This is a genomic window from Kordia algicida OT-1, assembly GCF_000154725.1.
Taxonomy (GTDB): domain Bacteria; phylum Bacteroidota; class Bacteroidia; order Flavobacteriales; family Flavobacteriaceae; genus Kordia; species Kordia algicida.
This window is the reverse complement of the sequence record NZ_DS544873.1, coordinates 4280273-4294413: the sequence shown is the minus strand read 5'-3', so window position 1 is coordinate 4294413 and position 14141 is coordinate 4280273. Positions and strand designations below refer to the sequence as shown.

At 34.4% G+C, this 14141-nt stretch carries 12 protein-coding genes; 10 read left to right on the top strand and 2 right to left on the bottom strand.

Going from position 1 to position 14141, the window contains the following annotated elements:
• The first annotated feature begins 9 nt into the window (after positions 1 to 9).
• Both KAOT1_RS18345 and KAOT1_RS18340 read left to right on the top strand, forming a co-directional pair.
• Entirely contained in the window at positions 10 to 1206 is a 1197-nt protein-coding gene (locus KAOT1_RS18345) for an SGNH/GDSL hydrolase family protein (RefSeq protein WP_007096390.1), read from the top strand.
• 12 nt (positions 1207 to 1218) lie between these two features.
• Complete coding sequence (locus tag KAOT1_RS18340) at positions 1219 to 2058, top strand: TerC family protein (RefSeq protein WP_007096389.1); 840 nt, start codon at positions 1219 to 1221, stop codon at positions 2056 to 2058.
• Between the two features lie 129 nt (positions 2059 to 2187).
• Here KAOT1_RS18340 and KAOT1_RS18335 read toward each other — a convergent pair whose 3' ends face one another.
• Positions 2188 to 3186, bottom strand: coding sequence for an SGNH/GDSL hydrolase family protein (locus tag KAOT1_RS18335; protein WP_007096388.1), 999 nt, complete (start codon positions 3184 to 3186; stop codon positions 2188 to 2190).
• Positions 3187 to 3373: 187 nt separating this feature from the next.
• Between KAOT1_RS18335 and rplM the strand changes: the two genes are divergently transcribed.
• The 4 genes from rplM (at position 3374) to tsf (ending at position 6251) form a co-directional block, all read left to right on the top strand.
• Positions 3374 to 3829 (top strand): 50S ribosomal protein L13, encoded by a 456-nt coding sequence (gene rplM / locus KAOT1_RS18330; protein ID WP_007096387.1) that lies wholly within the window; start codon positions 3374 to 3376, stop codon positions 3827 to 3829.
• Between the two features lies 1 nt (position 3830).
• Entirely contained in the window at positions 3831 to 4217 is a 387-nt protein-coding gene (gene rpsI, locus KAOT1_RS18325; protein ID WP_007096386.1) for a 30S ribosomal protein S9, read from the top strand.
• A 178-nt stretch (positions 4218 to 4395) separates the two neighbouring features.
• Positions 4396 to 5181 carry a 30S ribosomal protein S2 gene (gene rpsB / locus KAOT1_RS18320; RefSeq protein ID WP_007096385.1) on the top strand — a complete coding sequence of 262 codons (786 nt, stop codon included), beginning with the start codon at positions 4396 to 4398 and terminating at the stop codon, positions 5179 to 5181.
• A gap of 104 nt (positions 5182 to 5285) precedes the next feature.
• Positions 5286 to 6251, top strand: coding sequence for a translation elongation factor Ts (gene tsf, locus KAOT1_RS18315; RefSeq protein ID WP_007096384.1), 966 nt, complete (start codon positions 5286 to 5288; stop codon positions 6249 to 6251).
• 73 nt (positions 6252 to 6324) lie between these two features.
• Here the strand turns inward: tsf and KAOT1_RS18310 are convergent, their stop codons facing one another.
• Positions 6325 to 6501 carry a hypothetical protein gene (locus KAOT1_RS18310; protein WP_157560185.1) on the bottom strand — a complete coding sequence of 59 codons (177 nt, stop codon included), beginning with the start codon at positions 6499 to 6501 and terminating at the stop codon, positions 6325 to 6327.
• 331 nt (positions 6502 to 6832) lie between these two features.
• Between KAOT1_RS18310 and pyrH the strand changes: the two genes are divergently transcribed.
• The 4 genes from pyrH to KAOT1_RS18290 all read left to right on the top strand — a co-directional run bounded on the left by pyrH (position 6833) and on the right by KAOT1_RS18290 (position 13546).
• The gene (gene pyrH / locus KAOT1_RS18305; protein ID WP_007096381.1) at positions 6833 to 7540 is read left to right on the top strand and encodes a UMP kinase; all 708 of its coding nucleotides are present in this window, start codon (positions 6833 to 6835) and stop codon (positions 7538 to 7540) included.
• A gap of 276 nt (positions 7541 to 7816) precedes the next feature.
• Positions 7817 to 8371, top strand: a complete 555-nt coding sequence (frr, locus tag KAOT1_RS18300; RefSeq protein WP_007096380.1) for a ribosome recycling factor — start codon at positions 7817 to 7819, stop codon at positions 8369 to 8371.
• A gap of 187 nt (positions 8372 to 8558) precedes the next feature.
• The gene (locus KAOT1_RS18295; RefSeq protein ID WP_007096379.1) at positions 8559 to 11081 is read left to right on the top strand and encodes a DUF5686 and carboxypeptidase-like regulatory domain-containing protein; all 2523 of its coding nucleotides are present in this window, start codon (positions 8559 to 8561) and stop codon (positions 11079 to 11081) included.
• A 47-nt stretch (positions 11082 to 11128) separates the two neighbouring features.
• Complete coding sequence (locus tag KAOT1_RS18290) at positions 11129 to 13546, top strand: efflux RND transporter permease subunit (RefSeq protein ID WP_007096378.1); 2418 nt, start codon at positions 11129 to 11131, stop codon at positions 13544 to 13546.
• Positions 13547 to 14141 lie beyond the last annotated feature (595 nt).

The following is a 14141-nucleotide window of genomic DNA, read 5'->3' as shown; positions in this document are numbered from 1 at the left end:
CCCGTATTTGTGAAAAGTAAACTCAAATTTGCCTATATATTATTCAGAAATGTGCTGATTATTTTTCTTTTGCTAGAAATAGGATTGGGCATTTTTTACAGTTACCACGACGAAAGTGGTATTGATAAAAACACCGAACGTATTATTGCGTCTGGTTTGTATGATGAAAGCTTGGATGACGAAACAATCAAGGAAATTCACCGTGAACTTCGCCTACAAGATATGATGTGGGAACCGTTTTTGCATTATCGTTTTAAACCGATGAACGGAAAACACAACACGATTTACGAAAATGGACTGCGAAAAACGATCAATCCGAGTTTAAAAGATTCGGCAACAGCCTTAAAAATATTCTGTTTTGGTGGTTCTACCATGTTTAGTTCTGGTGCAAGAGATGCATACACCATTCCATCAGAATTATCAAAGTTGATTCACGAGAAATTCCCAAATCAAAACGTAGAAGTCACCAATTTTGGTTGTCACGGATATACGCGTGCTACAGAGAACATTCAGCTACAGCGAGAACTGGTAAAAAACAACATTCCAGACATTGTTATCTTTTATGATGGTGTGAATGAAGTGATTTCAGGACATCAAAACAACGAAGCCGGTTCGCCCACAAATGCCTACAACCGAAAGAAAGAGTTTAAAATTGCACACAGTTACAAAAAGCGCATCAAGTTGATGATTTATTCCAGCAATTTATATCGATTTGTCACAACAATGCAACGCAAACTATTTACCAATTCTGCTTACAAACAATTGAGCTCTCGATCAGACGAATTGGCAACAGACATTGCTGAAAACTATATTGGTTTGGTAAAAATTTCAAAAAGTTTAGAAAACGAATACGGTTTTAAAGTATTCAACTTTATGCAACCTAATATTTACTCCAAAAAGTTTTTAACTGAGTACGAACAAAAATATTACGAAATGCAAGAATACTATGAGAATTTATACCGATTATCGTATGAAGCTGTTCGTAAAGATTCACTTATGCAGACAGATGCTACTTTTATAGACATTAGTGATGTATTTGATACTGCGAGTAAAACCATTTATTTTGATTTTTGCCATACGGGCGAACTTGGAAATCGTATGGTTGCTTACAGGATGTTAGCAAACATACAATGGACATTACTATCAAAAACAGAAAAAACTGTAACAGAACCCGAAACGGAACAACTAACAAACAACAATAAATAATTACCTAAAAATATGGAACAACTCTTAACCTTAGATAGTCTTTTTACCTTATTCATGCTTGTATTGTTGCAGGCTGTGTTGGGATTTGACAACCTATTGTACATTTCATTAGAATCGCAAAAAGCACCGAAAGACAAACAATCGTACGTTCGAAAAATGGGCGTTGGCTTGGCAATTATTTTACGAATTGTATTATTATTTGTGCTATTGCAATTGATTCAATATTTCCAAAATCCTTTCTTATCCATGCACAGCAATACGATTGTGGAATTTGATTTAACTGGACATAGTTTGATTGTATTAGCAGGTGGAATTTTCATCATTTACACCGCAGTAAAGGAAATTTGGCACATGATGCTGATGAAAGAACACGAAAAGGTAGAAGGTGCTCAAAGTAAAAAATCTGTCAAAAGTGTAGTGACTTGGATTGTAGTGATGAACTTGGTTTTCTCGTTTGATTCTATCTTAAGCGCTATGGCATTGACAAGTGATATGGACTACATGCCACAATTAATTTTAATGACTATTGCCATTGTATTAGGTGGATTGTTAATGATTGTGATGGCAGATAAAGTTTCGGACTTCTTGCAGAAAAACAAAATGTATGAAGTACTCGGATTATTTATTCTGTTCATTGTCGGAATCATGTTGTTATCAGAAGGTGGACATTTGGCAAAATTGAAATTCTTCGGAAACGATGTAGAACAAATGAGCAAAGCAACTTTCTATTTTGTGATTATCACATTAGTGATTATTGACATTGTGCAAGGTCGTTACCAAAAGAATTTATTGGCAAAAAAAGCGGCACAAGACAAAGCGATTGAAGAAAAACAAGAAGCTAGTGATTTTTGATTGACGATTTTCTCAAAAAAACGCCTTCAATACGTCATTATGAACGCAGTGAAGTAAACTGTTTCTTGTAGATAAAAAAAATGATATTTGAAATGCATTGCTACATTTTCAAATTAACAAATTGATACATTAAAAAAGAATTTCAGACTCCAAAAAATCACGCAACACTACATTTCCATTATCATTAATATGTGGATCGTTGGCAAAATACAAACGATTTGAAGGTGAATCATTCATCTGAAATGTCTCTAAAGGATTTAATTGCACCACATTTGTGAATGTTTTTAAGTCCTTTTTAGCTTGCGCGAAGAATGGATATTCCGTTTTCTGAATTGCCACTTCATCTTCAAAAGTAGCTCCTAAGGCATTCAAATTACTCATATAATAGGAGTTCACTTGTGAACAATGCGGAATCCACACCAAATACACAGGAACATCATTCGGAATTGTTTCTAAAAAAGTCTTCATATACGAAAGCCAAGCATCATAACGTTCCTTAAAAGGAGCTTTCAACAGCAATGTATTATTAAAATATGCTGCATCAAAATTTACAAAACGTTTCGTTCGCTGATCGTAATATTCAGGTTTAAAAACATCTGTTGCCATGGTTTTGGTTCTATTATTTACGCGCGGACTAAACACTGTTGCTTTATGATTCAAATAAGACAAACTCAAAAAATAATCGGATGCTTCCCAATACAAATTCCGAGTGACCGAAAACTTTTCCCAACTCCACAAATGGTTTACATCGGTCAAATCGTTCCCAACATATATCTGATATATAATCGCTTTGGGTTGGTGTTTTTTAATTTTTGCTTTCGCGAATGTATTCACTTGCCGAATTCCAATTCCGGGAACACTCACATTTACAATCGTTGTATTCGGATTATTTTCTCGTAACTTATCTACATAATTAATTGTTGCCGCTGTGGCGGAAAAAGAATCGCCAAACACCAAAAAATCTACGGAAGGTTTTGCCAAATCTGATTCCGAATTTAAATGTGAAGTTTCTGCTTTATAAAAATCGATCACAGAATTTCGGTACAACACTTCAAACAACAAAAGACTTAGCAATCCTATGACAATAGTATTGACAAAAAACTTCTTTATTTTTGGTAAAAATTTCATCTTTGAAAATTTTGATAAATATAGTTCTTAAAATTATGTTTTTGAAGCATTTTTTAATGGATTGAAAACCAATACATTTAACTATTTTCAGTATTCTTCACAATGTATTTGTTATCTACAGAATAAATCTTACCTTTGCGGACTCTTTTAAAGAGATAGGAATGTTTAATTATTAAAAAAAATTAGTGTGGACACATTAAGCTACAAAACAATTTCAGCAAACAAAGCTACTGCAAATAAGCAATGGGTTTTGGTTGATGCTGAAGGACAGACGCTAGGGCGTATGGCTTCTAAGGTAGCAAAAATCCTTAGAGGTAAGTACAAGCCTAGCTTTACACCACATGCTGATTGCGGAGATAATGTTGTAATTATCAATGCAGAAAAAATCAACTTAACTGGAAACAAATGGACGGACAAATCTTATATTCGTCACACAGGCTATCCAGGTGGTCAAAGATCGCTAACTGCTACGGAACTTTTCGAAAAAGATCCTGCAAAATTAGTAGAAAAATCAGTGAAAGGAATGTTACCAAAAAACAAATTAGGTAGCGCTTTATTCCGTAACCTAAAAGTTTATGTTGGAGCTGAGCACGGACAAGAAGCTCAAAAACCAACAACTATTAACTTAAATGATTTAATGTAACATGGAAGTTATTCACAAAATTGGTCGTAGAAAGACCGCTGTTGCTCGTGTATATGTTACTCCAGGAACTGGAAACATTACCGTAAACAAAAAAGCATTTGAAACGTATTTCCCAACACCTACTTTACAGTACAAAGTAAAGCAACCATTTGCTTTAACAGAAACTGTTGACACTTACGATGTAAACGTAAATGTATATGGTGGTGGAGCTACAGGACAAGCAGAAGCTGTTCGTTTAGCTATCTCAAGAGTATTATGTGAGATCGACGCTGAAAACAGAGCTGCCTTAAAACCAGAAGGATTATTAACAAGAGATCCAAGAATGGTTGAACGTAAGAAATTTGGTCAGAAGAAAGCTCGTAAGAAGTTCCAATTCTCGAAACGTTAATTTTTGGTCGTTTTTCAAAAAAACGTACTGTTCATTTATTATTGAAATTAAAATCATGTTGTCGTTGTTTCGCAAAAGCGAAATTTAGTTTAGCATCTAAATAGGTAAGACCAATTACAAAAAATAAAATTGCTACTTATCTATTGCTAATTCAACGGAACGTAAACTATTTACAAAAATGGCAAATAACATAGAAGTAAAAGACTTACTTGAAGCAGGTGTACACTTTGGACACTTGACAAGAAAATGGGATCCAAACATGGCGCCGTATATCTACATGGAGCGTAATGGAATCCACATTATCAACTTATATAAAACTGCTGCTAAAATTCAAGAAGCTAACGAAGCTTTAAAGAAAATTGCAGCCTCTGGTAGAAAAATACTTTTCGTAGCTACCAAAAAACAAGCAAAAGACATCGTTGCTGAAAAAGCAGGGAAAGCGAACATGCCGTACATCACTGAAAGATGGCCAGGCGGAATGTTAACTAACTTTGTAACGATCAGAAAAGCCGTAAAGAAAATGGCTTCTATCGATAGAATGAAGAAAGATGGAACGTTCATGACTTTATCTAAGAAAGAACGTTTACAAGTAGATCGTTTAAGAGCAAAATTAGAGAAAAACTTAGGTTCTATCTCTGATATGACACGTCTTCCAGGTGCATTATTCGTAGTTGATATCAAACGTGAACACATCGCGATTAAAGAAGCTCAAAAATTAAACATTCCAATTTTTGCAATGGTTGATACAAACTCTGATCCTAGAGAAGTAGAGTATGTAATTCCTGCAAATGATGATGCTTCTAAATCAATCGAGAATATCTTAACTCACGTTACAGATGCAGTTATCGAAGGATTATCTGAGAGAAAAGCTGAAAAAGAAGCGAAAAAAGCTGAAAAAGAAGCGCCAGCAAAAAAGGAAGCTCCAGCGAAAGCAGAAGCTCCTGCTAAAGAAGAAACAAAATAATTATTATTTAACGTTGATGCGTTTATTCATCAAAAGAAGATCAATAGCTTTGCTATCGATATAAAAATGCTGAATAAATACATAAACATTAAAACTAAAATAAAATGGCAAAAATTACAGCCGCAGAAGTAGGTAAATTAAGAAAAGCTACCGGTGCAGGAATGATGGACTGCAAAAAAGCATTAGTAGAAGCAGAAGGTGACTTCGATAAAGCAATTGATATCCTTCGTAAGAAAGGTCAGAAAGTTGCTGCTAAAAGAGCAGATCGTGAGTCTTCTGAAGGTGTAGCTGCTGCAAAAGTAAATGATGACAACACTGCTGGTGTTGCTATCGTTTTAGGATGTGAAACTGACTTCGTTGGAAAAAACGAAAGTTTCGTAGCCTTAGCAAAAGACTTTGCTAATTTAGCAATCGGATACAACACTAAAGAAGAATTCTTAGCTGCTGATTTCGGTGGAATCACAGTTGCTGAAAAGTTAACGGAGCAAACTGGTGTTATCGGTGAGAAGATTGACTTAAAAGCTTTTGAAAAATTAGAAGCTGCTTATGTTGGTTCTTACGTACATATCAATAAAATTGCTGCTGTTGTTGGATTATCTGCAAAAGTTGACAATGCTGAAACATTAGCAAAAGACTTAGCGATGCAAGTTGCTTCTATGGGAGCTACTACATTATCTTACAAAGATTTTGATCCTGCGTATGTGGCTTCTGAAACAGAAGCTAGAATTGCTGCAATTGAAAAAGATAACGAAGAATTAGAGCGTTTAGGAAAAACATTGAAAAATGTTCCTCAGTATATCTCTATGTCTCAGTTAACTGATGAAGTAATGGCAAAAGCAGAAGAAGATGCTAAAGCGCAATTGGCTGCAGAAGGTAAACCTGAGAAAATCTGGGATCGTATTTTACCTGGAAAAATGGAAAGATTCGTTTCTGATAACACTACGTTAGACAAAGAACAATGTTTATTAGATCAAGACTTCATCAAAGATGAAAAGTCTACAGTTGCTAAATACGTTGCTTCTTACGGAGATGTTGAAGTTACAGGTTTTAAACGTGTATCTTTAGGATAAACAAAACACTCACTCATTTGAGTATTTATATAAAAAAGGATCGTCAACTTGACGATCCTTTTTTGTTTTTCTACTAACAACTACAGCTATCGCCTTCATAAGTTCGAAAGCCACAAAATGCACCAATAGTTTCTCCACAAGCATAACCACCTTGCGTTTCACAATTAGCCGTTTCTTCACAATCACCCATTTGCATAGAGTTACATAATGCAATAAAAGTTTCATCATATCCTCCTGTGATTGTTGACAAGTTTGAGACTTCAATTTTGTTTAATCCTAATTTTAATTTTTTCTTTTTTCATGGTAAATAATTTTTGATTCATATTATATAAAGATACAAAACAGAGATTCCTAGAAATATAATTAACATATTTTGTGATATTTAAAAAACTTATACTTTTTATAAGTAAAAGCCATATAACGTATAAGTTAAGTTGTAATAAAATAAATTTCATCTATACTCATTTCACTCTTTTAAAGCATAACTGTTTTAAATCTTTCTTAAAAATAATCTTCATTTTCAAAAACATTTTTGTAGACTTCAATATTTGCTATATTTGCAAAACTCATCACTACAAGCAATGCAATACAAAAGAATTTTACTCAAATTATCAGGCGAAGCACTTATGGGCGAACGTCAATACGGAATTGACCCAAAACGTTTGGCAGAATACGCTGAAGAAATCAAAAAAGTGACAGATTTAGGAATCCAAGTTGCCATAGTAATTGGTGGTGGAAATATTTTTAGAGGTGTTGCTGGTGCTAGCAATGGTATGGACAGAGTACAAGGAGATCATATGGGAATGCTCGCTACCGTGATTAACGGACTCGCTTTACAGAGTGCTTTGGAAGATGCAGACGTACACACACGTTTACTTACCGCTTTAGAAATTAAAGAAGTGGCAGAACCATACATTAAAAGAAAGGCTATTCGCCACCTAGAAAAAGGACGCGTGGTTATTTTTGGTGCAGGAACAGGAAATCCGTATTTTACTACAGATTCTGCTGCGGTTTTACGCGCTATCGAAGTCAATGCTGATGTTATTTTAAAAGGAACTCGTGTTGATGGTATTTACAATGAAGATCCTGAAAAAAATACCAAAGCCATCAAGTTTGACCATATTTCTTTTGATGAAGTTTTAAAACAAGGTTTAAAAGTAATGGACACTACCGCTTTTACATTGAGTCAAGAAAATGCACTGCCCATTATTGTTTTTGACATGAACACAAAAGGAAACTTACTCAAAGTAGTTTCTGGTGAAAATATAGGTACGAAAGTAAACCTGTAAGAAAAAAACTGGCGTAGTTTTTGATTTTATTCGATCAAAAACAAAAAAATATTTTAAATTAGTAATGATATAGTATGAAGTGATTTAAACTTTTCGGGTTTAAGCGAAAATTAGAAGTTTTAAGTACTGTTGAAGGATTTTTTGAGTTTCATAGCAGCGCTACGGAACGAAAAAAAGACGAAAACAGGGCTGAAAAAATAGTAATTTTTTAGCAAATCAAAAAAGTTTAAATCACTTCTATAATACTTGCTATTATATTCAATAATTAAAGACATTATGAACGAAGACATTAAATTTATTATAGATACGACAAAAGAAGGAATGGATAGTGCCATTACACACTTAACAAAACAACTTTTAGGAATTAGAGCCGGAAAAGCTTCTCCTGCTATGTTGTCTAGTGTTATGGTTGATTATTATGGTTCGCAAACGCCTTTGTCTCAAGTTGCCAACGTAAATAGTACTGATGCACGTACAATTACAATTCAGCCGTGGGAAAAAAGTATGATTCAAGAAATTGAAAAAGGTATTTTAGTTGCCAATTTAGGTTTTAATCCAATGAATAACGGAGAATCTGTAATTATCAACGTTCCGCCGTTAACAGAAGAACGTCGTAGAGAATTGGTAAAACAATCCAAAGCTGAAGCTGAAGATGCAAAAGTTGGTATTCGTAATGCACGACAAGAAGCCAATAAAGAAATTAAAAAACTAGATGTTTCTGATGATCTTAAAAAGAATGCCGAAATTGACGTGCAAGCTTTAACAGATGATTATGTAAAGAAAATTGATGAAATTTTCTCCGTGAAAGAAAAAGAGATTATGACGGTTTAAAAAAACGTTAAACTTATAATAAACTAAAAATAAAGCGACCAATGGTCGCTTTATTTTTGTAACATTATAGGATTATATTCGTTATAAATAATAAGGTCTGCAATTATATATTGTCAAACAAAAATTGATAGCAATACATAATAATATCGACCAACTATATCTGATCTATTAAAACATACCATAACAGATGAAAAAATCTTTGCTGATTTTTATTTTAGCATTCACTTCTATTACTGCTTTTGCACAGCAACGAATTTCGGGAGTTGTAACTGACAAACAATCTAAGGAAGCATTGCCATTTGCCAATATTTTTATTTCCCCTACCAAAGGAACAATTACCGACGCAGAAGGAAAGTTTACGTTAGATTTGAAACAGAATATTCCCTCTATCAAAGTTTCATACATCGGCTACAAAACGGTGACGATTCCTATTGATAAAAACACAACATATCTTAAAATACAACTCGATCCTTCACAAGAAGCATTGGATGCTGTGGTTTTATACAATAAAGAAAATCCCGCTTTGCAAATTATGCGTGATGCCATTGCTAATAAAAAACAAAACGATCCTGAGCGTAAACTGAATTCGTTTAAACTCAATTCCTATAACAAACTTTTAGTAACCGCGAATCCTGATTCTATCAACGGACAAATTGATTCTATCTTTACAAAAAAAGATGGAAAGCTTGTTTTTAAAGAAGTAGATTCTTCCAATTACAGCTTTAAAAAAGAACTCACGAGAAGTCATCTGTACATGACCGAAAAAGTGAGTGAAGTTTCATTTAGTTCCTCCAAAGGAAAGCGCGAAAAGATTTTAGCCACACGTATGGCAGGTTTTAAAGAACCTATTTATGAAATATTAGGTATTAAAATTCAGTCGTTCTCCTTCTATAAAGGTAAATATGAGCTTTTTGGAACTTCCTACACAGGTCCAATGGCAGGAAATGCACTTTCCAAATACAACTATAAAATACTTGATACGGTTAGTAACAGCAATCGCGAATCATACATGATTTATTACAGCCCGAAGAAAAAAGGGAAAACTTCTGGATTAGAAGGTATTTTATATATCGATCGTGAATCGTACGCACTGCAAAAAGGAATTGCAGAAATAAAAGGTGTCATTGACATTAAAGCCGTTCAAAATTTTGAATACAATCAAACCTTCGAAGTTTGGTTTCCGACCGACAAAGAAATTCAAATCCGTAAAGGAAAAACAGACGATTCTGTATCACTTTTTGGACAAACAATTAAAGTACAACGCGGCACACCGCAAGACAGCACAAAAACTACTCGAACTAACAAACAAGATGTTAGTGACTTTGTGTATTTGACTTCTAAAACACAAAACTTCGACTTAGCCATCAACGAACCTGTAACCATTCAAGGGCGCGGATTGGCAATTGAAATTGATGACAAAGCACACAACAGAGACGAAGCCTATTGGGAACAATTTCGAACGGAAAAGATCACTGATCGTGGCAAAGAAACTTATGTTGTTTTAGATAGTATTGTGGAAGAAGAAGGCGTAGAAAAAGATATTTACTTAGCACGAAAACTGTTGAAAGGATATTATCCAACAAAATATATCGATTTAGATTTACGCTACTTAGTAAAGTACAATAATTATGAAGCATTTCGTTTGGGACTTGGTGGTGTAACAAATGCCAATTTTTCTACCAAATATCGCCTAAATGGTTATGGCGTGTATGGAACGCGCGACAAAGATTTTAAATTTGGAGTTGGCGGCGCAGCACGATTAGACAAACGAACACAAACATGGTTTGGAATTTCCTATACGGACGATTTAGTTGAAACAGGAAGCTCTCGTTTTATCACAGACAGACGTGCGTTTTCACTTTTTGAACCACGATTGTTTAATATCGATCTTTTTTACGAAATAAAACGTCTTACCGCAAACATTGAACACCAAATTACTGCCAAAACACATGCAAATTTAATGCTTTCTAGAAGCAATGTAGAATCTACGTACGACTATGGTTTTGTGAATAATGGCGAAATATTTAACGCGTACGACATCACAGAAGCTACACTTTCTGTACAATGGAATCCGTTTAGCGAATACATGCAAAATCGTCATGGACGTAATGAAATCAAAAGAGGATTTCCACAATTTGCATTTCAGGCAACCAAAAGTTTTGATGGTTTCCTAGGCGGCGATTTTGATTATACAAAACTTGATGCGCGTATTGTGCATGAAATTCGACCAATTGACAAAGGTGTGACTTCCTTTTTACTAAAAGGTGGTTTGGGAATTGGCGACATTCCCATCTCACATTTATATCATACATCACCAAACAATCCTAACAAAGACGTACTTTTACAGCGTTTTTCGATTGCTGGAAGAAACAGTTTTGAAACTATGTACTTTAACGAATTTTTCTCCGACAGATACGCGATGTTTCAAGCAAAACACCAATTCAAACCGTTTAAAATTACCAAAGGGTTTCGTCCAGAATTAACCTTAATTACACGTTTTGCTATTGGTGATGCAGACAATATTGAACGCCATTTAGGACAACAATTCAATTCGTTAGAACACGGTTTTTCTGAATCTGGATTTGAAATCAACAAACTATTTGCAGGTTTTGGATTGAGTTTTATGTATCGCTACGGTGCATATCACCTGCCTGAGTTTGAAGATAACCTGTCATTTAAGTTCACTTATTATTTTAGTTTAGGATTCTAGTTGCCTTCAATCGTTTTTGTTAAATTTGCACGAGCAAAAATGATACAATGATTAAATGGATAAATACGCGCTTCTGGGCAAGTGTTGCGAGACTAATTCTTAGAAACAGAATCATCATTCTTACACTTGTCATTGGTATGACCGTATTTTTGGGATATCAATGGAAAAATATGCGTTTCTCGTATACGGAAGCAAATCTCCTACCTGACAATCATCCTGTAAACATTGAATACAATAAATTCCTTGATATTTTTGGGGAAGAAGGAAACCTAATCATTCTTGCCGTAAAAGACAGTACATTATTTACAACTGAAAAATTCAATGCTTGGAATCGACTGAGTAAAAAATTCAATGCAAAACCCGAAGTAAGTGCTGTAATTTCTACCGAAAATCTCAAAAAACTTGTTAAAGACGAAGAAAATCAACGATTTGCACTTGATAATCTTGTAAAAGGCGAAATTAAAACACAAGAACAAGTTGATGAAATTCGTGACGAACTCTTTAAAAACCTGCCTTTTTACAAAAGTTTATTATTTAATGACGAAGGAACCATTCGTACGGCGGTTTATCTCGATAAAGAAATTGTAAACACCATTGTTCGTAAAGATTTTATTTATGATGAAATTCTTCCGATAATTGCTGAGTTTGAAGAAGAAACTGGACTCGATTTGCGCGTTTCTGGTATGCCATACATTCGTACGCTCAACTCACAAAACATTGTTGATGAAATCGGTTTGTTCATTGGAGCGGCATTGCTCATTACAAGTTTGATATTTTTCTTTTTCTTCCGATCGTTTCGCGCTACGTTCATTTCTATGGTTGTGGTAATTATTGGTGTCATGTGGGCATTCGGAATCTTAGGATTATTGCATTATGAAATTACGGTACTTACCGCGTTAATTCCGCCATTAATCATTGTGATTGGAATTCCAAATTGTATCTTCTTCATCAATAAATATCAGCAAGAAATAAAAAAACACGGAAATCAGGCAAAGTCGTTGCAACGTGTAATTTCTAAAATTGGAAATGCAACCTTAATGACCAATGTTACGACTGCCGCTGGTTTTGCTACATTTATCATCACTGAAAGTAAGCTTTTAAAGGAATTTGGTATTGTGGCTTCCATTAATATCATTGCGATTTTTATACTCTCGCTGCTTATCATTCCAATCATATATAGTTTTATGGCATTGCCAAAACAGAAACATTTAAATCACTTAAACAAACGTTGGATTGGTGCTTTTGTTGGTTGGATGGAACACACAGTTCGTCACCACCGATTTGCAGTATATATCACTTCTGTTGCATTATTGGTTTTAAGTATCATTGGAATATATCAAATTCGAATTTCTGGAAGTTTAATTGAAGATATGCCACAACGCGCCGATTTCTTTAAAGATATTCGCTTTTTTGAAAAAGAATTTGACGGCATCATGCCATTAGAAATTTTGATTGATACCAAACGTAAAAATGGTGTCACACGACTTTCTACTTTGAAGCGAATGGATAAGTTTGAAGAATTAATCGTGGAAACTCCAGAATTATCTCAGCCTATGTCTGTAGTAAGTTTGGCAAAATACTCGCGACAAGCCTATTTTGGAGGATTGGCAAAAAACTACACCTTACCCACTTCCAATGAAAACAATTGGATTTTGGCATACGCTGGAAAATCGAAATCAGAGACCAATCTGCTGACAAGCTTTGTAGATTCTACCGGAAGGTACGCACGTATTACAACGTTTATGAAAGATATCGGAACCGATAAAATGGAACGTATCGAAGAAAATTTACGCGCAAAAATAGACAATACTTTTAAAGACAAATATGATGTCACGCTTACAGGAAAAGCATTGGTTTTCTTGAAAGGAACAAAATATTTAGTCGATAATTTAATCATGTCATTATCGCTTGCCATCTTTTTGATTTCGCTGTTTATGGCGTATTTATTCCGTTCTTTCCGAATGATTTTGGTTTCGTTAGTTCCCAACTTACTTCCGTTACTCATTACTGCGGGAATGATGGGCTTTTTAGGCGTTCCTATCAAACCTTCTACCATTTTGGTATTTAGTATTGCTTTTGGTATTTCTGTGGACGACACAATTCATTTCTTGGCAAAATACCGTCAAGAATTACGCAGTAGCAATTGGAAGATTCGTAAATCTGTATATGCTGCCTTGCGCGAAACTGGTGTCAGCATGTTTTACACATCTATTGTATTATTCTTTGGATTCTCGGTATTTATGATTTCTAGTTTTGGCGGAACGGTTGCTTTAGGCGGATTGGTTTCTGCAACACTACTGTTTGCCATGTTAGCAAACTTACTGTTGTTGCCTTCCTTATTGCTTTCGCTAGAAAGAAGCATTGCCAACAAACGCACAGTGAAAGAACCAAACTTTAGAATTCTCCCTGAAAAGGTAAACCGAAAACTATCGGAACTTTCAAAACGAAAAGATAAAAAAGAATAAATAACGTCAGTTCGATATAAATCATTCAATTTATATTTATAGTAATTTTAGAAATAATCCTGTAATATAATTCATTTTTAGGGTTTTATTTTCGTTTTCTTTGCTTACCCAAAGAAAAGAAACAAAAGAAAGGGAACTTTTCCAGAGGTATTTTTGGTTTTTCTTTTTGGGAAAAACTAAAACCGCATGAGTTTTTCTAAATTTTCTCCAAGGTTTCGAAAATTTTAACGAAAAACTCCTGCTATACTTCGGAAAAGAAAAGTTTCAAACTAAAGTTCTTACATCGAACTCACGTTAAATAGTTAAGATTGGCAATCAAATTTTTAGCAGAAACAGGAGCAATTCATTTACAAACTGCTGTAAATGAAATAAAGCCTGAAGCTGTGGATACAGCATTCAGACTTTATAGGTTCCCCCAAACCTACCTTAATTTACTTAATCATTGAAGACAAATTAAGATTACAATTGATTAATAGCCATGACAAATATATGTCAACATCAAGCGTTTAAACAAGGGGAAAAATCCCCTTTTTGCTGGGTAATACCCTTTTATTTCTACGTATTTTTACGTTATGTTGAATTCTCTCAATAGAAA

Bases quoted from the DNA above. Each gene is read 5' to 3' on its own strand.
- KAOT1_RS18290 (WP_007096378.1), top strand. From the start codon at position 11,129: ATGATTAAATGGATAAATACGCGCTTCTGGGCAAGTGTTGCGAGACTA.
- rpsI (WP_007096386.1), top strand. From the start codon at position 3,831: ATGGAAGTTATTCACAAAATTGGTCGTAGAAAGACCGCTGTTGCTCGT.
- KAOT1_RS18340 (WP_007096389.1), top strand. From the start codon at position 1,219: ATGGAACAACTCTTAACCTTAGATAGTCTTTTTACCTTATTCATGCTT.
- rpsB (WP_007096385.1), top strand. From the start codon at position 4,396: ATGGCAAATAACATAGAAGTAAAAGACTTACTTGAAGCAGGTGTACAC.
- pyrH (WP_007096381.1), top strand. From the start codon at position 6,833: ATGCAATACAAAAGAATTTTACTCAAATTATCAGGCGAAGCACTTATG.
- frr (WP_007096380.1), top strand. From the start codon at position 7,817: ATGAACGAAGACATTAAATTTATTATAGATACGACAAAAGAAGGAATG.
- KAOT1_RS18335 (WP_007096388.1), bottom strand. From the start codon at position 3,186: ATGAAATTTTTACCAAAAATAAAGAAGTTTTTTGTCAATACTATTGTC.
- KAOT1_RS18295 (WP_007096379.1), top strand. From the start codon at position 8,559: ATGAAAAAATCTTTGCTGATTTTTATTTTAGCATTCACTTCTATTACT.
- tsf (WP_007096384.1), top strand. From the start codon at position 5,286: ATGGCAAAAATTACAGCCGCAGAAGTAGGTAAATTAAGAAAAGCTACC.